Origin of the sequence: Geobacillus sp. PK12, assembly GCF_004123125.1 — a bacterium.
Taxonomy (GTDB): domain Bacteria; phylum Bacillota; class Bacilli; order Bacillales; family Anoxybacillaceae; genus Geobacillus; species Geobacillus zalihae.
This window is the reverse complement of the sequence record NZ_SDKL01000006.1, coordinates 1-19,275: the sequence shown is the minus strand read 5'-3', so window position 1 is coordinate 19,275 and position 19,275 is coordinate 1. Positions and strand designations below refer to the sequence as shown.

Below are 19,275 nucleotides of genomic sequence, written 5' to 3'. Positions count from 1 at the left end.
AGCCTCTTTTTTCAATGGCGCAGCCATTACTTGATTTCGACTTTCGCGCCAGCTTCTTCGAGTTTTGCTTTGATTTCTTCTGCTTCTTCTTTCGCAATGCCTTCTTTGATCGGCTTCGGGGTGTTGTCGACCAAGTCTTTCGCTTCTTTCAGGCCGAGGCCAGTGATTTCGCGAACGACTTTGATGACTTTGATTTTTTGCGCGCCGGCGTCGGCAAGAATGACGTCGAATTCCGTTTTTTCTGCCGCTGCTTCAGCGCCAGCTGCTGCGCCGCCCGCGACAACAACCGGAGCCGCAGCTGTTACGCCGAATTCCTCTTCAATTGCTTTGACTAATTCATTTAATTCCAATACCGTCATGTTTTTCACAGCTTCGATGATTTGTTCTTTCGTCATCACAACTTCCTCCTTTGTTTTCTGAATGATTGTTAAGCACATATCGATGCGCCATTACGCGCCTTGTTCCTCTTGCTTGTCAGCCACCGCTTTAATCGCAAGCGCAAAGTTGCGGATCGGGGCTTGAAGAACGCTAAGCAACATCGAAAGCAACCCTTCGCGGGACGGGAGTTTCGCCAACGCATCGATTTCTTCTTTGCTGGCGATGTTCCCTTCGATGACGCCGCCTTTGATTTCCAATGCTTCATGCGTTTTCGCAAACTCGCTTAAAATTTTTGCCGGCGCCACGACATCTTCATTGCTGAAGGCGATGGCATTTGGACCGGTGAACACTTCATCCAGTCCTTCCAAGCCGACTTCCGCGAGCGCCCGGCGGGTCAAGGTGTTTTTGTACACTTTAAACTCGACGCCTGCCTCGCGCAGCTGTTTGCGCAACTCGGTCATTTCCGCCACGTTCAAGCCGCGGTAATCAACGATGACGGTTGCCTTGCTGGCCCGGAATTTGTCTGCGATTTCCGCGACCACTTGTTTTTTCAGTTCAATCGCGCTCGACACGTCCTGCACCTCCTGTAAGGAAAATGAGAGAATACCACTTATACCGTCTGCTCAATAAAAAACCTCCATGCCGCGTAGACATGGAGGTGTCGTTCAACGCACCGCCGCTCGTCCCCGACGCAGGGCGCGCTGTTCTATCGTCCACATACCTCGGTAGGAAATTAAGCCTCAAACAGGCACCTACTGTCTACGGTACAAATGATATTCATTTGTTCAGCCAAATGGCATTTTAACAGACGGACAAACAAAAGTCAACGGTTATTGTGCAACAGCAACCGTGGACGGGTCAACCTTGATGCCAGGGCCCATTGTGGATGTAATCGTGACGTTTTTCACGTACGTCCCTTTTGCCGCCGCCGGTTTGGCTTTCAAAATTGCTTCATAGACGGCTGCGAAGTTTTCAGCCAATTTCTCGTTGTCAAACGACACTTTGCCGATCGGAACGTGGATGTTGCCCGCTTTGTCGACGCGGTATTCCACTTTACCAGCCTTGATTTCTTGCACCGCTTTTGCTACGTCAAACGTGACTGTTCCGGTTTTCGGGTTTGGCATCAACCCTTTCGGCCCTAAAATGCGGCCGAGTTTCCCGACTTCACCCATCATGTCCGGCGTAGCAACAACGACATCAAAGTCAAACCAACCTTGCTGGATTTTGTTGATATATTCTGTATCGCCGACATAGTCAGCGCCAGCCGCTTCTGCTTCTTTCGCTTTTTCCCCTTTCGCGAACACCAACACGCGCGCCACTTTCCCTGTGCCGTGCGGCAGGACGACGGCGCCGCGAATTTGTTGGTCCGCTTTTTTCGGGTCGACGCCCAAACGGAACGCCACTTCCACCGTGGCATCGAATTTCGCGATGTTCGTTTTTTTCACGAGCTCGATTGCTTCAGCAATCGGGTATGCTTTGGAGCGGTCGACGAGTTTCAATGCTTCTAAGTATTTCTTTCCTCTTTTCGGCATGTGAAAAATCCTCCTCGGTTGTGGTTTTAGCGGAAAAACCTCCCACATTGAACGTTCTTCGCTTCTTTCGAAAACGAAGAAGCGGACGGATGCCCATTCATCAGGCCCGTCTTGCTGTTTTTGTTCATGGAGAGAGAGGTTGCCCAATGACGCAACCTCCCCTACAAACGACGCACCGGCTTTAGTCTTCAATCACAATGCCCATGCTGCGGGCCGTGCCTTCGATCATGCGCATGGCCGCCTCAATGCTCGCCGCATTCAAATCCGGCATTTTCAGCTCAGCGATCTCACGCACTTTGTCGCGTTTAATTGTCGCCACTTTGTTGCGGTTCGGTTCGCCGGAGCCCGATTCAATGCCCGCCGCTTTTTTCAGCAATACAGCGGCTGGCGGCGTTTTCGTGATGAATGTAAATGAACGGTCTTCAAAAACCGTAATTTCAACCGGAATGATCAACCCTGCTTGGTCCGCCGTGCGGGCATTAAACTCTTTGCAAAACGCCATAATATTGACACCGGCTTGACCCAACGCAGGACCTACTGGCGGCGCCGGATTCGCTTTCCCTGCAGGAATTTGCAGTTTGACGACCTTGATTACTTTTTTCGCCACGAGACACACCTCCTTAAGTCCGTGATGTGGTATTAGGGATTGCCCCTCCCACTCATCCGGCTCCGGTCTACTGAGCCGTTTTCCTATCTCCCGTTCAGTTGAGAGGATCAGCGTAAAAACAAAACGGCTCCCTTATACAAGTGTATAAGTTCACCGCCATATGTCTCCGTTTAAGAGACATACTGACTTTAAAATAGTATCACTTTTCCCTATCAATTGCAAGTTCTTTATCCATTAGATTTTTTCTATTTGCGAAAACTCAAGCTCCACCCGTGTTTCACGCCCAAACATATCGACAAGCAGCTTCACTTTATGTTTATCCGGGTCAATCGCTTCAATTTTCCCTGTAAAGTTCGCAAACGGACCTTCTTTGATCCGCACCGTTTCATTTACCTCATAGTCTACGTCAACCTCGGCAAGCGGCATGCCCATCCGCTTCAAGATCATTTTTACTTCTTCCTCCATAAGCGGCGTCGGTTTCGAACCAGCTCCGCTTGAGCCGACAAATCCAGTGACGCCCGGCGTGTTGCGCACGACATACCATGAGTCATCCGTCATGACCATCTCAACGAGCACATAGCCAGGGAACACTTTCTTTTTCGTCGTTTTCCGTTTTCCGTTTTTGACGTCCGTCTCCGTCTCTTCCGGAACGACGACGCGAAAAATTTTATCTTGCATTCCCATCGATTCGACGCGTTTTTCCAAATTGGCTTTCACTTTGTTTTCATATCCCGAATATGTATGGACAACATACCAGTTTTTCTCCATCAACAAGCCTCCCCAAGGCGGTTTTCGTTTTATTTTTTGCGCAAAACAAAAACCCGTTGCCGGGTTCCATACGCGCACGATTATCTTTCATTATAACATATCCTTCGTCCGCTTATTCAAACACGAGGCGAATCAACTCAGAAATGCCGAGGTCCACAACGGCAAAAAAGACGGTGAAAAACGCCACCGTGGCCAACACGACCGCCGTGTAGTTCACTAACTCCTTCCGGTTTGGCCAACTCACTTTTTTCAGCTCGCGTACGACTTCTTTTAAAAAGTTGATTACTCGCTGCATCACTCGTACCTCCATCATCGTTCAAAACTATCTCCACCGTCTATTTCGTTTCACGATGGATTGTATGCTTGTTGCATGTTGAGCAAAACTTGTTGGCCATAAGGCGCTCACCAAGGCGACGTATTTGTTTTGCTGCCGTATAGTTTCGGCTTCCGCACTGCGCGCAAGCCAGCGTCACTTTTTGGCGCATCAGCATTCCACCGTTCCTTCGAGATGTCCATAAAAATTTATCATATTGGCTGTTTCGCTGTCAATGACATCTTTTGATGCGGCGGCACGATGCCTACAAACTGATCTCGCGGTATTCCAAATATTTCTCGAGCTTCCGCTTGACGCGTTGCAACGCGTTGTCGATCGACTTGACATGGCGGTTCAGCTCTTCGGAAATTTCCTGGTATGAGCGTCCATCCAAATACAAAGCGAGCACTTTCCGCTCGAGGTCGCTGAGCAGTTCCGCCATCTTTAGTTCAATATCATCGACTTCCTCGCGGTTGACAATCAATTGTTCCGGGTCCGTCACCTGCGTGCCGGACAACACATCCATCAGCGTCCGGTCAGATTCATCGTCATAAATCGGCTTATCCAAGGAAACGTAAGAGTTGAGCGGAATATGCTTTTGGCGGGTCGCCGTTTTAATCGCGGTAATCATTTGCCTTGTGATGCAAAGTTCTGCAAACGCTTTAAATGAGGAAAGCTTGTCCCCCTTAAAATCACGGACGGCCTTATACAGACCGATCATTCCTTCCTGCACGATATCTTCCCGATCAGCTCCGACTAAAAAATAGGAGCGAGCTTTGGCGCGCACAAAGTTTTGATATTTATGGATTAAAAAATCAAGTGCTTCCCCATCCCCTTCGTGAACGAGCGCAACAAGCTGCTCATCGTCCAGCTGATGATAATCTTTCCCTTTCATTGCTTTCAAGCATTCCCCCACGCTGATCCCCCCGACCGCATCAATCGCTAACATGTATTATACAGGACAAATTTTTACAGCGTCAACCGCTCATTTTTCTCCTCTTCGCCATTTTTCAAAAATTTCAGCAATTCTATCATTTAGCGGAACTTTGGAGATCGGAGTGCGCTGCCGCATCGCTTTTACTTTTTGGGAAATGTCCCGCTCAACCGTCTCGACTTCATCCAATAGCTCGCGCGCCGACTTGCGCAGGGCGCCTTGGCCGAACACCGTCCATTGTTCGGTGTAGTCGGAGGTAGCGACATACACTTTTGTGCGCGCATTCATCAATGTTTTCGCCAACCGTTCAATTCGCTCATCGGCCGTCTCATGTTCCTTTGTAAAAATGACATCGACGTCGTAATGTTTATACTTTTTCTCGTTTCCTTGCACGAGGTGGGCATCGAATACGATCACGACATGGTCCCCGGTGAATCCTTTGTAGTCAGCCATTTTTTCAATCAATAAATCCCTTGCCGCTGCCAGATCGCCCTCTTCTTTCAGCCGGCGCAGCTCCGGCCACGCTCCGATGATGTTATAGCCGTCGACAATCAAAATGTTCATTCGCTATTCTCCCAACGGATACCGCTTCCGGTACACCTCGTACATGAGCAGGCTGGCGGCGACAGAGGCATTGAGTGAGGTGACATGGCCGCGCATCGGCAACCGGAACAAGAAATCGCACTTTTCAAGCACTAGGCGGCTGATCCCTTTTCCTTCGCTCCCGATGACGAGCGCCAACGGCATCGTGCCATCGAGCGAGCGGTAGTCGTCTTGAGCCGATGCATCCGTTCCGGCTACCCACACTCCGCGCTCTTTCAGCTCGTCAATCGTCCGCGCCAAGTTTGTCACACGCGCGACCGGAACGTGCTCAATCGCCCCGGTCGACGCCTTCGCCACCGTTTGGGTCAGCCCGACCGAACGCCGCTTCGGGATAATGAGGCCGTGCGCCCCGACCGCATCAGCGGTGCGCATGATGGCCCCTAAATTATGCGGATCCTCAAGCTCGTCCAAGATGAGAAAAAACGGCGCCTCGCCCCGCTCGGCGGCGCGAGCGAACAAGTCATCGATTTCATAGTAGCGGTAAGCCGCCGCCTGAGCGATCACCCCTTGATGAGCTCCTTCAGCCATCTGATCAAGCTTGCGCTTCGGGACATATTGGACGAGCACGCCCCGCCGCTTTGCCCATTCAAGCACAGGTTCGACGGTATGGCGCTGCGCCCCTTCCGCGATCCAAATTTTATTGATGTCGCGCCCGGCTTTGAGCGCTTCAATGACCGGATTTTTGCCGATAATGTAGTCCATCATTCCAACGCCCTTTCTTCCCTTTCAATAATGGCAAACGAACGGCCGATCAGCTCATCAACCCGCTTTTCATTATTAACCAAAAAATGATAACCGATGAGCGCCTCAAAGGCCGTGCTATGCCGGTATGTTTGTACATCCGTATTTTTCGGGATTGTGCCTGATTTGGCATTGCGGCCGCGGCGGACGATGTCCTTTTCCTCCTCGGTCAGGACGCCCTCGTCAAGCAACGCCAAAATCACTTGCGCTTGCGCCCGCGCCGACACATAGCGGACCGCCCGCCGATGCAGCTCATGCGGCCGCACGCTGCCGCCAGCAAGCAAATGGCGTCGCACATACACCTCGTACACGGCGTCGCCAATATAGGCAAGCGCCAGTCCATTTAACTGCTTCACATCGTTGACCATTTCAAACTCCGCCATCATCGCGTGCTATCCCCGTTTCCATCTCGTTCCTTGCGGCGTGTCTTCCAAAATAATGTTTTTCGCTCTCAACTCGTCGCGAATGCGGTCGGCCAGCGCAAAATCGCGGTTTTTCCGCGCTTCATTGCGCTTTTGGATCAACGCCTCGATTTCCTCATCAAGCAGCTCATCCTGCTTCAAGGTGAGTCCAAGTACGTCCGCCAGCTGTTCGAACTCGCGCAAAAACGCGTGAATGACCTTCTCGGATGTCGTTTTTTCCTGCAAGTACAAGTTAGCCTGCTTCGCCAGTTCAAACAATACGGCAATGCCGTTCGCCGTGTTGAAATCGTCGTCCATTTCACGGATGAACGAGGCGCGGATGTCGGCAATGCGCGAAACCCATTCCTCGTCATTGTCCGTTAAGTTCGTGCTTGCCTGCAGGCGATGCTGCAAATTGCCATACGCCGTCTTCAGGCGCTCGAGTCCGCGCCGCGCACTCTCAAGCAGTTCCTCGCTGTAGTTGATCGGATGGCGGTAATGCACCGACAGCATGAAAAAACGCAGCACTTGCGGGTCGATCTCCCGGATGATATCGTGAACGAGCACGAAATTGCCAAGCGACTTCGACATTTTTTCGTTGTTAATATTTAAATACCCATTGTGCAACCAATATTTCGCAAACGGTTTGCCGGTCAGCGCCTCTGACTGGGCGATTTCGTTTTCATGGTGCGGGAATGTCAAGTCCTGGCCGCCGGCGTGGATATCGATCGTATCGCCCAAATATTTGCGCGCCATCGCCGAGCATTCGATATGCCAACCAGGCCGCCCTTTCCCCCATGGACTGTCCCAACAAATTTCTCCTTCCTTCGCTGCTTTCCAAAGGGCGAAATCAAGTGGATCGTCTTTTTTCTCTCCAATTTCGATGCGCGCCCCAGCTTGCAGCTCATCGATCGATTGATGAGACAGCTTGCCGTATTCGCGGAACTTGCGCGTCCGGTAATACACGTCGCCGTCGACTTCGTAGGCATATCCTTTGTCAATGAGCGCCTGAATGAATTCGATAATCGTATCAATGTTTTCGGTCACCCGCGGATGGATGTCCGCTTTTTTGCAGCCAAGCGCCTGAATGTCTTCAAAATACGCCTCAATAAACCGCTCAGCGATCGCCGGCACGCTCTCGCCGAGCTCGCGGGCCGCTTTGATCAACTTGTCATCAACATCGGTAAAGTTCGATACATACGTCACATCATAGCCGCGGAACTCCAAATAGCGGCGGATCGTGTCAAAAACGATGGCGGCCCGAGCATTGCCGATGTGAATATAATTATAGACGGTCGGGCCGCACACATACATTTTCACTTTATTCGGTTCCAGCGGCTCAAACGGTTCTTTTTTTCGCGTCAGCGTATTATAAAGCCGGATGCTGCTCATACTCGTTCTTCCTTTCTTGTTGTTTCAATGCCTCAAGCTCGCTTTTCAGCCGGGCGATTTCCTCTTCAAGCTCCCGAAACCGGTCGGCGATCGGGTCAGGAAGGTCGGTATGGTTTAAATCTTTCTTCACTTTCACCCCGTCGCGCACAACGACGCGGCCCGGAATGCCAACGACGGTCGAATTGGGCGGTACGTCTTTTAACACGACCGACCCAGCGCCGATTTTCGAGTTTTCCCCGATCGTAATCGAACCGAGCACTTTTGCGCCGGCAGCGATCAAACAGTTGTCTTTGATCGTCGGGTGCCGCTTCCCTTTTTCTTTCCCTGTCCCGCCTAATGTGACCCCTTGATAGACGGTGACATTGTCGCCGATTTCGCACGTTTCGCCGATCACCACGCCCATGCCGTGGTCGATGAAAAAGCGGCGGCCGATTTTCGCGCCCGGATGGATTTCAATGCCAGTGAAAAAGCGGCTGATTTGCGAAATCAAGCGGGCAAGAAAGTAAAATTTCCGCTTGTAAAGCGCATGGGCGATCCGATGCGCCCAGATGGCATGCAGGCCGGAATATGTTAAAATGACTTCCAAATAGCTTCTCGCCGCCGGGTCTTGCTCAAAAATGACCTCAATATCCTCTTTTAACGTTTTAAACATCATGTCCTCCCTCCATCCCTCTAAGTTGTCTTGAATAAAAAAGCGTCCCTGTGCCGAAGACACAGAGACGCTTTTGGCGCGGTTCCACTCTGTTTAGCGAAACGGGGCGCCGTTTCGCTCACTCGATTCCGATAACGGAGATGCTCCGCTCCCCTCTACTGCAGAACGTCTCTGTTCCGGTTCGAAAGGAGACTCCGAGGCGCACTTCAGACAGCACCGAACATAAGCCGCTTCCAGCCAAGGCGGCTCTCTCTGGGATGCCGATGCTTCCTACTTCTCCTCGTCAACGCTTTTTCTTTATGCACTTGTTCCATCGAAATTTTATATTATTATACCACATCCATCATGCAAACGTGCATAGAGGCCGATTAAAATTTTTCTTGCAACGCCCGCTCCAGCCGCTCGATCACTTTTTCTTTGCCGAGCAACTGAATGGCAAACGGCAGCTCCGGTCCGTGCGTTTGTCCCGTCACCGCCGCGCGGATCGGCATAAACAACTTTTTCCCTTTTTGCCCGGTCGCCTTTTGCACCGCTTTAATGGCCGCTTTAATCTCGTCTGCCGTAAACGGCTCAAGCTCACGCACGCTCTCAAGGAAGGTGGAAAGCACAGCCGGCACTTGCTCTTCAGCAAGCACTTGACGCGCCTCGTCCTCGTAGTCGATTTCTTCTTTAAAGAACAGCTCAGACAGCGGGACGATCTCCGCCCCGTAGCTCATTTGCTCTTGATACAAAGCAATTAAATCGCGCGCCCATTGCCGCTGTTCGTCCGTCATATCCGCCGGCAGGCGCCCGGCTTTCACTAAATGCGGCAAGGCCAGCTCGACAAGCCGGTCAAGATCAAGCTTTTTGATATATTGGTTGTTCATCCATGTCAGCTTTTTCGTATCAAACATGGACGGCGATTTTGACAGCCGGGAGACATCGAACATGCGGATCAGTTCGTCTTTCGTAAAAATTTCTTCCTCTCCTTCCGGCGACCAGCCAAGCAAAGCGAAAAAGTTGAACATCGCTTCCGGCAAATAGCCAAGTTCTTTGTATTGCGAGACGAACTGAATGATGGATTCATCGCGCTTAGACAGCTTTTTCCGCTGCTCGTTGACGATCAACGTCAAGTGCGCGAACTGCGGCGGCTCCCAGCCGAAGTACTCGTATACCATGAGCTGCTTCGGCGTATTGGACAAATGTTCCTCACCGCGAAACACATGGCTGATTTCCATTAAATGGTCGTCGATGACAACAGCGAAATTGTATGTCGGAATGCCATTCGCCTTGACAATCACCCAATCGCCGCCGACATCTTTCGATTCAAACACCACTTTGCCGCGCACTAAATCGTAAAATTCGTACTTTTTCCCTTCCGGCACCTTCAGGCGGATCGTATACGGCTTCCCTTGCGCCTCGAGCTCCGCGACCTGCTCCGGCGTCAAATGGCGGCATTTGCCGCTGTACTGCGGAGCGGCGATGCCGGCCGCCCGCTGCGCCTCCCGCTCGCGCTCGAGCTCTTCCGGCGTGCAAAAACATTTGTACGCATGCCCTTGCTCAAGCAATTCATTCACATATTTTCGGTAAATATCGAGCCGCTCCGTTTGCCGGTACGGCCCGTAGCCGCCATCTTGATCAATCGATTCATCATAATCAATGCCGAGCCATTTTAAGTTTTCGAGCTGCGACTTTTCGCCGCCTTCGACGTTCCGTTCAATATCTGTATCCTCGATGCGGACGATCATTTTTCCACCGTGATGGCGGGCAAACAAATAGTTAAACAGCGCTGTCCGCGCCCCGCCGATATGCAAATGGCCGGTTGGGCTCGGCGCATAGCGCACGCGCACCTCTTTTGCCATCATCCAAACCCTCCACTTCCATCAAAGCTTGTGCTATTATTGTACCGTTTATCGCGGCAAAGTTCAAAACAGACAGCTCTCGCCTAAGCCGCACCACGCCGCCGACGCCCCCCCTTTACACCTCCTAGCCAGGACGGCGAACAAAGCGCTTATGTATTAAGGGAACGAGGCCTTCCCAAATGATGTTGCCAAAGGCCGCTCCATTAGCTTTTTTGCAGCAAGACGACCGCCTGGGCGGCAATGCCTTCCTCCCGCCCAGTGAATCCAAGCTTCTCCGTCGTCGTTGCCTTCACATTGACTTGCGAGCGCTCGGCTTCCAGCAACCGAGCGATCACCGCCCTCATTTCTTCAATATACGGCGCCATCTTCGGCTTTTGTGCGATGATCGTGCAGTCGGCGTTCACGAGCCTATACCCTTCCTGCCGAGCGAGCGCCCATACGTGCGCCAACAGCTCAGCCGAGTCGGCATCTTTAAAGCGCGGATCTGTGTCCGGAAAATGCCGGCCGATATCGCCGGCGCCGATCGCCCCAAGGCATGCGTCCGCCACCGCATGAAGCAGCACGTCGGCATCTGAGTGGCCGAGCAGCCCCTTTTCATACGGAATGGTGACGCCGCCAATGATCAGCGGACGCCCTTCAACAAGCTGATGGACGTCAAACCCTTGTCCAATGCGAAACATCTCTCCACCCCCATCTATTCGGCCATCCGGCTTGCCAAAATCGCCTCAGCAAACAAAAGGTCCTCCGGCGTCGTCAGCTTAATATTGCGATAATCCCCTTCAATGATCTTCACCGGCTTGCCGATTCGCTCCACAAGGCTGGCGTCATCCGTGCCGAGATAGCCAGCCTGTTTCGCCGCTTCGTGCGCTTCCATGATCAAAGACAGACGAAAAGCTTGTGGCGTCTGCACCGCCCACAAGCTGGAACGATCAATCGTCTGTTCGACAAACAAACCGTTCGCTTTTTTGATCGTATCTTTCACCCGCACTGCCGGGATCGCCGCCCCGTACTGAACAGCGGCGTTCACGAGCTCGTGCAAATGATGGACGCGGACAAATGGGCGGGCGCCGTCATGGATGAGAACAATCTCCTCCCCCGCGAGCGCCTGCAATCCGTTGTAGACGCTATGCTGCCGCTCCTCGCCGCCGTCGGTAAGCGCGGCGACTTTTCGAATGCGAAAGCGGGCGAGCAGCTGCTCAAATCGGCTTCGCTCGGCTGGGTTGACGACGAGCACGATGCGGGTGCACCGCTCATCGCGCTCAAACACGTTCAGCGTCCGAACGATGAGCGGCTCACCGCCAAGCTCAAGGAATTGCTTGTTCATGCCGGCGTTCATCCGCTTTCCCCGCCCGGCCGCCAAGACAATCGCTTCGTAATTCATTGGCCGTTTCCCCTATTCGTTTTACAACGCTTTTTGCAGCAGTTTCAATTTGGCAAAAATCATTCTCCCCGCAGATGTTTGTAACACGCTGGTGACTAAAACGTCAACCCGTTTGCCGATATATTCTTTGCCATCTTCGACGACGATCATCGTCCCGTCGTCCAAATAGGCCACGCCTTGGTTATGCTCCTTCCCATCTTTAATGACGTGTACGTTCAGCTCCTCGCCTGGCAGCACGACCGGTTTGACGGCATTCGCTAAATCGTTGATATTCAAAACACGCACGTTTTGCAGCTCACATACTTTGTTTAAATTGAAATCGTTCGTCACGACAACGCCTTGAAGTTGCTTCGCCAGCTTGACGAGTTTGCTGTCGACTTCCTGGACGTCGCTGAAATCCGCTTCATGGATTTCCACTTTCATCGCCATTTCTTTTTGGATGCGGTTCAAAATATCCAAGCCGCGGCGGCCGCGGTTCCGCTTCAGCACATCGGACGAATCGGCGATATGCTGCAATTCTTCGAGCACAAACCGCGGAATGACAAGCGGCCCTTCCAAAAACCCGGTTTGGCAAATGTCTGCGATCCGCCCGTCGATGATGACGCTCGTATCCAAAATTTTCACAGCACCGCCCTTTGACGGTTCGTTTTCCGCTTCTCCACCTTTTTTCTTCGCCATGCGGTTGGACAAGGAAAATAAGTTCATCAACTCATTCCGTTTCTTTAAACCGACGCGAAACCCTAAGTAGCCAAGCAACACCGTCAAAAAAATCGGCAACACCGTATTCAACACTTGAATGTGAAACGACTGCAACGGCATGACAACGAAAAACGCGATAATAAGACCGAAAATCAGCCCGAGACTGCCAAACAGCACGTCGGCGGCCGGCGCCTTCACGAGCGTTTCCTCCACCCAGCGAATCATGTCGACCACATAATCGACAAGCCAAAACGTCAACAAAAAGAAAACGACTGCCCCCAGCACCGCAAGCGTATAAGAATTATTGAGAAGCGGCATGCCGCTCACATTCATCAGCTTAAGCAAGTCAGGAAAAAACATGGCGCCTAACGTTCCGCCCACGGCGAGGAAAAATAATTGCACAATGCGTTTGACCATCAGCCCATCTTCACCTCCCTATTTAACATTATAAACAGTTTCCAATGTTTGAAACCAATTGGAAGACAATTTTTAATCGTTTTTGAACATTCGACATCTGCTTGTAACAATAGCGAAAAACGCCGGCCAAACGCCATAGTTGTTTCGGATCACCCTACTATTTTTTACGTACATCAGAGCGAAAAGGTTCAATCCTTTTAGGCTGTTTATGCCTCTGCTTAAACACTTAAGAATGAAGAGGCGATGAATTTTTGATCGCTCATATCCCCTTGGGCGCGAAGAACCGGGTTGCGCAGGTGAAAGAGCGATTAACACATTGTATGCTCAAGCGCCTCGGCCACATGCGAAACACCGATCACTTGCACACCTTTTGGCGGCTGCCAGCCAGCTAAATTGTTTTTTGGCACAATGATGCGGGAAAAGCCTAATTTTACCGCCTCCTGCACGCGCTGTTCGATGCGCGAGACGCGGCGCACCTCTCCAGTTAAGCCGACTTCGCCGATAATGACATCCGCCGGATTCGTCGGCCGATCGCGAAAGCTCGAGGCGATGCTGACAGCGACCGCCAAGTCAATTGCCGGCTCATCAAGCTTCACGCCGCCCGCCACTTTCAAATAAGCATCTTGGTTTTGCAACAGCAGCCCAACCCGCTTTTCGAGCACGGCCATCAAAAGCGACACACGGTTATGGTCAAGGCCGGTTGCCATCCGTCTCGGGTTGCCGAAGCTCGTCGGCGAGACGAGCGCCTGGATTTCCACGAGCACCGGCCGCGTCCCTTCCATCGCCGCCACGACCGTCGAGCCAGCCGCTCCGCGCGACCGTTCTTCTAAAAACACTTCTGATGGGTTTTCCACTTCCTTCAGCCCAATGTCGCGCATCTCAAAAATGCCGATTTCGTTCGTTGAGCCAAAACGGTTTTTCACCGCTCGCAAAATGCGATACGTATGGTGTCGCTCCCCTTCAAAATAGAGAACGGTGTCCACCATATGTTCGAGCAGGCGCGGCCCGGCGATCGCCCCTTCCTTCGTCACATGACCGACGATAAAAATGGCAATGCCTTTTGTTTTCGCCAGCTTCATCAGCTCGGCCGTGCATTCGCGCACTTGGGCGACGCTGCCCGGTGCAGAGGAAATATCGGTGCGATACACCGTCTGAATCGAATCAATGATGACACAAGCAGGTTGAACCGTTTCAACCGCTGCCACAATGTATTCCAAATCTGCTTCCGCCAACACGTACAGCCGATCGCACTCCGCACGAAGGCGTCCAGCGCGCAGCTTTACTTGTTTGACCGATTCCTCACCGGAGACATACAGCACTTGATGCCCAGCGGCGGCCAGCTGCGCCGATGTTTGCAAAAGCAACGTTGATTTGCCAATGCCAGGGTCGCCGCCGATCAAAACGAGCGAACCTTTGACGATTCCACCGCCCAACACGCGATCGAGCTCCGCGCTGTTCGTTTTCATGCGCGGCTCTTGCACCGCCTCCACGGCTGTAATCGGGACCGGTTTGGCCGAACCCGCCCGCTCCGAATGAAGAAATGCGCCGCGCACAGTCGGTTTCTCCTGCTCCATTTCCTCAACAAACGAATTCCATGTTTGGCATCCCGGACAGCGTCCAAGCCATTTGGCCGACTCATATCCACACTCTTGGCAAACGAACTTCGTTTTCTTCTTCGCCATCGATCTTAACCCTTTCTGTAACGTTTTCCAACGAAAAAAAGGCATGGGCAGGAAGCTGCCGCATGCCTTTTCTTCCCTCACACGACCGCCTGTTTCGACAATACGACAAACTCCCCGTCTTTGACATCCACGACGACTTTTTGCCCTTTGGCGATCGTGCCTTTTAACAATTCTTCGGACAAACGGTCTTCAACATGCTTTTGCAAGGCGCGGCGCAGCGGACGGGCACCGTATTCTGGATCGAACCCTTCGGCGGCGATTTTCTCAATGGCGGCCTCCGTCAGCTCAAGATCAATGTCTTGCTCTTTCAGCCGCTTCACGAGCGTATCGGCCATCAATCGGACGATTTGTTTCAGATGGTCTTTTTCGAGCGAATGGAAGACGATGATTTCGTCGATCCGGTTTAAAAACTCTGGACGGAATGCTTTTTTCAGCTCATCCATCACTTTGCTTTTCATATCTTTGTATTGCTGGTTCCCGTCTTGAATGTTGAAGCCAACGTACTTATTCCGTTTCAGCGCATCGGCGCCGACGTTGGACGTCATGATGATGATCGTGTTGCGGAAGTCGACCGTCCGCCCTTTCGAGTCAGTCAGCCGCCCATCTTCCAACACTTGCAGCAAAATATTGAACACGTCCGGATGCGCTTTTTCCATCTCATCTAACAGGACAACCGAATACGGCTTGCGGCGCACTTTTTCCGTCAGCTGGCCGCCTTCTTCATAACCGACATACCCCGGCGGCGACCCGATGAGCCGCGATGTCGAGTGTTTTTCCATATACTCGGACATATCGATGCGAATGAGGGCGTCTTCATCGCCAAACATCGCTTCTGCCAAGGCTCGGGCCAACTCCGTTTTCCCAACGCCGGTCGGACCAAGGAAAATGAACGAACCGATCGGGCGTTTCGGGTCTTTCAGGCCAGCACGGGCGCGGCGCACCGCTTTGGCGACCGCTTTGACCGCCTCGTCTTGGCCGACGACACGCGAATGCAAAATTTCTTCCAGCTTGAGCAGCCGCTCCGTTTCCGTCTCAGCGAGCTTCGATACTGGAATGCCGGTCCAACTCGAGACGACCGCGGCGATGTCTTCGACCGTCACTTCCAAATTTTCTTGGCCTTGTTTTTCTTTCCACGCACGTTTCGTTTCCTCCAGTTCTTCGCGCAGCCGCTGTTCCATATCGCGCAGCGATGCTGCTTTTTCAAATTCTTGGCTTTGCACGGCCGCGTCTTTTTCTTTCCGCACTTCCTCGAGCTTTTGTTCAAGTTCTTTCAATTTCGGCGGTGCGGTGAACGAACGAAGGCGCACTTTCGAGCAAGCCTCGTCGATCAAATCGATCGCCTTATCCGGCAAGAAACGGTCGGTAATGTAGCGGTCGGACAATTTGACGGCTTGCACGATCGCCTCGTCGGAAATCGAAACGCGGTGGTGCGCTTCATACCGATCGCGCAACCCTTTTAAAATTTGGATCGATTCTTCCACTGTCGGTTCATCAACGTAAATCGGCTGAAAGCGGCGTTCAAGCGCGGCGTCTTTTTCAATATATTTCCGGTATTCATCGAGCGTTGTCGCGCCGATGCATTGAAGCTCCCCGCGCGCCAACGCCGGTTTCAAGATGTTCGACGCGTCGATCGCTCCTTCTGCCCCACCGGCGCCAATTAATGTATGCAACTCATCGATGAACAAGATGATGTTGCCCGCTTGACGAATTTCATCCATCACTTTTTTCAGCCGGTCTTCAAATTCCCCCCGGTATTTCGTTCCGGCGACGACCGTCCCCATATCGAGCGTCATGACCCGCTTGTCGCGCAGCGTTTCCGGCACTTCGTTATTGACGATTTGTTGGGCTAACCCTTCAGCAATGGCCGTTTTCCCAACGCCCGGCTCGCCGATCAACACCGGATTATTTTTCGTCCGCCGGCTTAATACTTCAATGACGCGCTGAATTTCTTTACTGCGGCCGATGACCGGGTCCAGCCGTCCTTCGCGGGCAATCGCTGTCAAATCACGGGCGAGGCTGTCAAGCGTCGGAGTGCTCACATGCGACGCGCCGCCGCCATGGCCTGACATCGACTCATTGCTGCCGAGCAGCTGCAACACTTGCTGGCGCGCTTTGTTCAAGCTTACTCCCAAGTTGTTCAGCACGCGGGCGGCCACCCCTTCGCCTTCGCGGATCAACCCAAGCAAAATATGTTCTGTGCCGACGTATGAATGGCCGAGCTTCCGCGCTTCATCCATCGACAGCTCAATGACTTTTTTCGCCCGCGGTGTATAGTGGATCGTATGCGACACTTCACTGCCACGGCCGATGAGCGATTCGACTTCTTTTTGAATTTTATCTGGGCCGAGCCCAAGCGCCATGAGCGCCTTAGCCGCGATCCCCTCGCCCTCGCGGATGAGGCCGAGCAAAATATGTTCTGTGCCGATATTGTTATGGCCGAGGCGAATGGCTTCTTCCTGCGCCAGCGCCAGCACTTTTTGCGCCCGTTCCGTAAATCTGCCAAACATCATCGTTCATCACCCTCCATCTTTCTTCGTTCCTCCATCTTTAAACGCTCCCGGATCAGCGCCGCGCGGCGGACGTCCCGTTCTTCAGGGCGAAGCGCCCCGCCGGCATATTGCTGCAAAAATCCCGGCTGCGTCAAAATCATCAGCTCATTTAAAATGTTGCGCGAGATGTTCTTGATATATCCTAGATCAATCCCTAAGCGAACATCGGACAGACATTGCGCCGCTTCTTTCGATTCGATGACGCGGCAGTTGGCCAGTATGCCGTATGAACGGAACACCTTGTCTTCTAATTGTATGCCCAAAGTTTTCACTAATGCCTGACGAGCCGCTCTTTCTTGGGCGATCAGCTGCTGAACGATCGTATGCAAATCAGCAACAATGTCTTCCTCCGATTTCCCAAGCGTGATCTGGTTGGAAATTTGGAATATATTTCCCAACGCTTCACTCCCTTCACCGTATGTTCCACGGACAACAAGCCCAAGCTGGTTGATGGCAGGAATAATACGGTTAATTTGTTGCGTCAGCACAAGCGCCGGAAGATGCATCATCACCGAAGCCCGCAATCCCGTCCCGACATTGGTCGGGCAGCTCGTTAAATAACCAAGCCGCTCGTCAAAGGCATAGTTGACATACCCTTCAATCCAATCGTCCAATTCGCTCGCCGCCTCGAGAGCCTCAGCAAGCTGCAACCCCGGGAATAGGCATTGGATGCGGATATGATCCTCCTCGTTGATCATGATGCTGATTTCTTCATTTTCCGAAAGCAGACAAGCGCCAAACGGCGAATCCTCAGCCAGATGCGGACTAATTAAGTGTTTTTCTACCAATACCCGTTTTTCAATCGGCTGAAGCTCCGACATTTTCAACAACTCGAAGCGGCCTGCCCCTCCGTAAGAACGATGGGCGAACGTCCGTTCAAACAACGCGACGATTTGCATCGCTTCTTCACTGCTAAACAGCGTTGGAAAACGAAAGTCAACGATGTTGCGCGCCAGTCGGATGCGACTGCTTAAGACGATGTCCGAATCCGGCCCCTCTTGGCTCATCCACGCGCTGACCGCCGTATTGAAAAACTTCTCGAACGACATACCGCTTACATATCCCCCTCTCCGCGTCGACGCAGTTCATCCTCCAACGAGCGGATTTGGTCGCGCACCTCGGCCGCCCGCTCGAATTCCTCACGAGCGACGAGCTCCTGAAGCTTTTGTTTCAACATAGCAAGTTGCTTGCGCAAATGGAGAACGCCGCCTTTTCGCTTCGGAATTTTTCCTGAATGAGCGGTATTGCCGCTATGGAGCCGTTTCAAAATCGGCGGCAAGTAGCGTGCAAACGTCCGGTAGCAGTTAGCGCAGCCGAACCGCCCGATTTGTGTGAATTGATGGTATGTCATTTGGCACGTCTCACATTGAAGTACATCCGGGTTCGGAAACGCGTTCGCCGTCATCTCTTTCATCGGCGCTTGAAAGTTAAGAAGCCCCGCCAACAAGTTGTTGAGTGAAAAATCATCATTGCCGTAGAACGTAAACATATGGCCATGCTCTCTGGCGCATTGCTCGCAAAGATGGAACTCCGTTTTCTCTCCGTTTACAATTTTTGTAAAGTGCATCGTGGCCGGCCGCTGCTTGCATTCTTGGCAAATCAATGCCTCCCCCTCCCCCTATTTGTATTTCAGCGACGTCAGCATCGCTTTTAACATGCGGGCCCGCAGTTCGTCCCGCTCGGGCAAATCGATATATAAAACAGAACGATCCATAGCGCTTAACATAATTTTCGCTTCCCGCTCCGAAATTACCTTTTCTTCAACGAGACGTTTTACCACATCTTCAGCATTCGATTGGCTGATGCGGTGGCCGACAAGCTCGAGCAGCTGGTCAATAAGCTGTGCTTCACTCTTTGTCTTCACTTTCATAATGCGGATATACCCACCGCCACCGCGCTTGCTTTCGACGATGTACCCTCTTTCAAGGGTAAACCTCGTATTGATGACATAGTTGATCTGCGACGGAACACATTGGAATTTATTAGCGATTTCGCTTCGTTTAATTTCAACGATATCTTGGTCGCTCATATTGAGCACTTGCTTTAAATATTGCTCAATGATGTCGGAAATGTTCGGCACTCTACCTACCACCTTCCTTACAACCAAGCTGCCTGGCGATGGGCCGTCCGCTGACAAGGACACCCCACTGCCTATTCGTTGACTTTGACTATATTTGACCTTACTCTTACTATACAATGTATTACGGAAAATTTCAAGAGTGACCAAAGAAGGAAAACTAACTATAGAATATCCGTTTTTCTGGACAATAAAACGTCAAGCAGCCGAATAAATGAAAAAGCACGCCTTTTCTTCCAAGGAAAGAAAAGACGTGCTTTCCATTTTGCCTAGCAGCGACCTACTCTTGCAGGGGCGCTGGCCCCAAC

General features: G+C 52.0%; 22 protein-coding genes and 2 other annotated features. All 22 genes read right to left on the bottom strand.

Features of this window, described 5'->3' with window-relative positions; translation table 11 throughout:
* Positions 1 to 26 precede the first annotated feature (26 nt).
* Complete coding sequence (gene rplL, locus ETR37_RS04100; protein ID WP_012820484.1) at positions 27 to 395, bottom strand: 50S ribosomal protein L7/L12; 369 nt, start codon at positions 393 to 395, stop codon at positions 27 to 29.
* A 54-nt stretch (positions 396 to 449) separates the two neighbouring features.
* Positions 450 to 950, bottom strand: a complete 501-nt coding sequence (rplJ, locus tag ETR37_RS04095; protein ID WP_011229610.1) for a 50S ribosomal protein L10 — start codon at positions 948 to 950, stop codon at positions 450 to 452.
* Between the two features lie 47 nt (positions 951 to 997).
* Positions 998 to 1,161, bottom strand: a sequence feature (ribosomal protein L10 leader region).
* Between the two features lie 47 nt (positions 1,162 to 1,208).
* On the bottom strand, positions 1,209 to 1,910 hold the full coding sequence (gene rplA, locus ETR37_RS04090; protein WP_012820483.1) for a 50S ribosomal protein L1: 702 nt from the start codon (positions 1,908 to 1,910) through the stop codon (positions 1,209 to 1,211).
* A 181-nt stretch (positions 1,911 to 2,091) separates the two neighbouring features.
* A complete protein-coding gene (gene rplK / locus ETR37_RS04085; RefSeq protein ID WP_011229608.1) occupies positions 2,092 to 2,517 on the bottom strand; it encodes a 50S ribosomal protein L11 in 426 nt (141 codons plus the stop codon).
* A gap of 234 nt (positions 2,518 to 2,751) precedes the next feature.
* Complete coding sequence (gene nusG / locus ETR37_RS04080; protein ID WP_012820482.1) at positions 2,752 to 3,285, bottom strand: transcription termination/antitermination protein NusG; 534 nt, start codon at positions 3,283 to 3,285, stop codon at positions 2,752 to 2,754.
* A 112-nt stretch (positions 3,286 to 3,397) separates the two neighbouring features.
* Complete coding sequence (gene secE / locus ETR37_RS04075) at positions 3,398 to 3,580, bottom strand: preprotein translocase subunit SecE (RefSeq protein ID WP_012820481.1); 183 nt, start codon at positions 3,578 to 3,580, stop codon at positions 3,398 to 3,400.
* A 40-nt stretch (positions 3,581 to 3,620) separates the two neighbouring features.
* Complete coding sequence (rpmG, locus tag ETR37_RS04070; protein WP_012820480.1) at positions 3,621 to 3,770, bottom strand: 50S ribosomal protein L33; 150 nt, start codon at positions 3,768 to 3,770, stop codon at positions 3,621 to 3,623.
* A gap of 93 nt (positions 3,771 to 3,863) precedes the next feature.
* Positions 3,864 to 4,547, bottom strand: a complete 684-nt coding sequence (gene sigH, locus ETR37_RS04065; RefSeq protein WP_013143979.1) for an RNA polymerase sporulation sigma factor SigH — start codon at positions 4,545 to 4,547, stop codon at positions 3,864 to 3,866.
* Between the two features lie 36 nt (positions 4,548 to 4,583).
* Positions 4,584 to 5,096 (bottom strand): NYN domain-containing protein, encoded by a 513-nt coding sequence (locus ETR37_RS04060; RefSeq protein ID WP_012820478.1) that lies wholly within the window; start codon positions 5,094 to 5,096, stop codon positions 4,584 to 4,586.
* Positions 5,097 to 5,099: 3 nt separating this feature from the next.
* Entirely contained in the window at positions 5,100 to 5,837 is a 738-nt protein-coding gene (gene rlmB / locus ETR37_RS04055) for a 23S rRNA (guanosine(2251)-2'-O)-methyltransferase RlmB (protein WP_011229602.1), read from the bottom strand.
* A complete protein-coding gene (locus tag ETR37_RS04050) occupies positions 5,837 to 6,262 on the bottom strand; it encodes a Mini-ribonuclease 3 (RefSeq protein ID WP_060788770.1) in 426 nt (141 codons plus the stop codon). The genes rlmB and ETR37_RS04050 overlap by 1 nt, the downstream gene beginning before the upstream one ends.
* Positions 6,263 to 6,268: 6 nt before the next feature.
* Positions 6,269 to 7,669: a cysteine--tRNA ligase gene (cysS, locus tag ETR37_RS04045; protein WP_014194590.1), complete on the bottom strand. Its 1,401-nt coding sequence runs from the start codon at positions 7,667 to 7,669 to the stop codon at positions 6,269 to 6,271.
* Positions 7,647 to 8,384, bottom strand: a complete 738-nt coding sequence (gene cysE, locus ETR37_RS04040; protein WP_020754402.1) for a serine O-acetyltransferase — start codon at positions 8,382 to 8,384, stop codon at positions 7,647 to 7,649. Before cysE ends, cysS begins: the two co-directional genes overlap by 23 nt.
* Positions 8,382 to 8,617, bottom strand: a binding site (T-box leader). (Overlaps the previous gene by 3 nt.)
* A 72-nt stretch (positions 8,618 to 8,689) precedes the next feature.
* A complete protein-coding gene (gene gltX, locus ETR37_RS04035) occupies positions 8,690 to 10,162 on the bottom strand; it encodes a glutamate--tRNA ligase (RefSeq protein WP_033005073.1) in 1,473 nt (490 codons plus the stop codon).
* Positions 10,163 to 10,365: 203 nt separating this feature from the next.
* Entirely contained in the window at positions 10,366 to 10,842 is a 477-nt protein-coding gene (gene ispF, locus ETR37_RS04030; RefSeq protein WP_013143976.1) for a 2-C-methyl-D-erythritol 2,4-cyclodiphosphate synthase, read from the bottom strand.
* Positions 10,843 to 10,856: 14 nt separating this feature from the next.
* Positions 10,857 to 11,543 (bottom strand): 2-C-methyl-D-erythritol 4-phosphate cytidylyltransferase, encoded by a 687-nt coding sequence (ispD, locus tag ETR37_RS04025; RefSeq protein WP_015373720.1) that lies wholly within the window; start codon positions 11,541 to 11,543, stop codon positions 10,857 to 10,859.
* 21 nt (positions 11,544 to 11,564) lie between these two features.
* Positions 11,565 to 12,659 (bottom strand): PIN/TRAM domain-containing protein, encoded by a 1,095-nt coding sequence (locus ETR37_RS04020; RefSeq protein ID WP_012820471.1) that lies wholly within the window; start codon positions 12,657 to 12,659, stop codon positions 11,565 to 11,567.
* A gap of 308 nt (positions 12,660 to 12,967) precedes the next feature.
* Positions 12,968 to 14,341 (bottom strand): DNA repair protein RadA, encoded by a 1,374-nt coding sequence (gene radA, locus ETR37_RS04015; protein WP_015373719.1) that lies wholly within the window; start codon positions 14,339 to 14,341, stop codon positions 12,968 to 12,970.
* A 77-nt stretch (positions 14,342 to 14,418) separates the two neighbouring features.
* Positions 14,419 to 16,851, bottom strand: a complete 2,433-nt coding sequence (gene clpC, locus ETR37_RS04010) for an ATP-dependent protease ATP-binding subunit ClpC (RefSeq protein ID WP_011229593.1) — start codon at positions 16,849 to 16,851, stop codon at positions 14,419 to 14,421.
* The gene (gene mcsB / locus ETR37_RS04005; RefSeq protein WP_011229592.1) at positions 16,848 to 17,939 is read right to left on the bottom strand and encodes a protein-arginine kinase McsB; all 1,092 of its coding nucleotides are present in this window, start codon (positions 17,937 to 17,939) and stop codon (positions 16,848 to 16,850) included. Before mcsB ends, clpC begins: the two co-directional genes overlap by 4 nt.
* A 5-nt stretch (positions 17,940 to 17,944) precedes the next feature.
* On the bottom strand, positions 17,945 to 18,493 hold the full coding sequence (gene mcsA, locus ETR37_RS04000; protein WP_011229591.1) for a protein-arginine kinase activator protein McsA: 549 nt from the start codon (positions 18,491 to 18,493) through the stop codon (positions 17,945 to 17,947).
* 15 nt (positions 18,494 to 18,508) lie between these two features.
* Positions 18,509 to 18,970, bottom strand: a complete 462-nt coding sequence (ctsR, locus tag ETR37_RS03995) for a transcriptional regulator CtsR (protein ID WP_011229590.1) — start codon at positions 18,968 to 18,970, stop codon at positions 18,509 to 18,511.
* Positions 18,971 to 19,275: the final 305 nt, after the last annotated feature.

Coding starts and splice junctions, on each gene's coding strand:
- rplL (WP_012820484.1), bottom strand. CDS start 395: ATGACGAAAGAACAAATCATCGAAGCTGTGAAAAACATGACGGTATTG.
- rplA (WP_012820483.1), bottom strand. CDS start 1,910: ATGCCGAAAAGAGGAAAGAAATACTTAGAAGCATTGAAACTCGTCGAC.
- nusG (WP_012820482.1), bottom strand. CDS start 3,285: ATGGAGAAAAACTGGTATGTTGTCCATACATATTCGGGATATGAAAAC.
- secE (WP_012820481.1), bottom strand. CDS start 3,580: ATGCAGCGAGTAATCAACTTTTTAAAAGAAGTCGTACGCGAGCTGAAA.
- rpmG (WP_012820480.1), bottom strand. CDS start 3,770: ATGCGCCAAAAAGTGACGCTGGCTTGCGCGCAGTGCGGAAGCCGAAAC.
- sigH (WP_013143979.1), bottom strand. CDS start 4,547: ATGTTAGCGATTGATGCGGTCGGGGGGATCAGCGTGGGGGAATGCTTG.
- ETR37_RS04060 (WP_012820478.1), bottom strand. CDS start 5,096: ATGAACATTTTGATTGTCGACGGCTATAACATCATCGGAGCGTGGCCG.
- rlmB (WP_011229602.1), bottom strand. CDS start 5,837: ATGGACTACATTATCGGCAAAAATCCGGTCATTGAAGCGCTCAAAGCC.
- ETR37_RS04050 (WP_060788770.1), bottom strand. CDS start 6,262: ATGATGGCGGAGTTTGAAATGGTCAACGATGTGAAGCAGTTAAATGGA.
- cysS (WP_014194590.1), bottom strand. CDS start 7,669: ATGAGCAGCATCCGGCTTTATAATACGCTGACGCGAAAAAAAGAACCG.
- gltX (WP_033005073.1), bottom strand. CDS start 10,162: ATGGCAAAAGAGGTGCGCGTGCGCTATGCGCCGAGCCCAACCGGCCAT.
- ispF (WP_013143976.1), bottom strand. CDS start 10,842: ATGTTTCGCATTGGACAAGGGTTTGACGTCCATCAGCTTGTTGAAGGG.
- ispD (WP_015373720.1), bottom strand. CDS start 11,543: ATGAATTACGAAGCGATTGTCTTGGCGGCCGGGCGGGGAAAGCGGATG.
- ETR37_RS04020 (WP_012820471.1), bottom strand. CDS start 12,659: ATGGTCAAACGCATTGTGCAATTATTTTTCCTCGCCGTGGGCGGAACG.
- radA (WP_015373719.1), bottom strand. CDS start 14,341: ATGGCGAAGAAGAAAACGAAGTTCGTTTGCCAAGAGTGTGGATATGAG.
- clpC (WP_011229593.1), bottom strand. CDS start 16,851: ATGATGTTTGGCAGATTTACGGAACGGGCGCAAAAAGTGCTGGCGCTG.
- mcsB (WP_011229592.1), bottom strand. CDS start 17,939: ATGTCGTTCGAGAAGTTTTTCAATACGGCGGTCAGCGCGTGGATGAGC.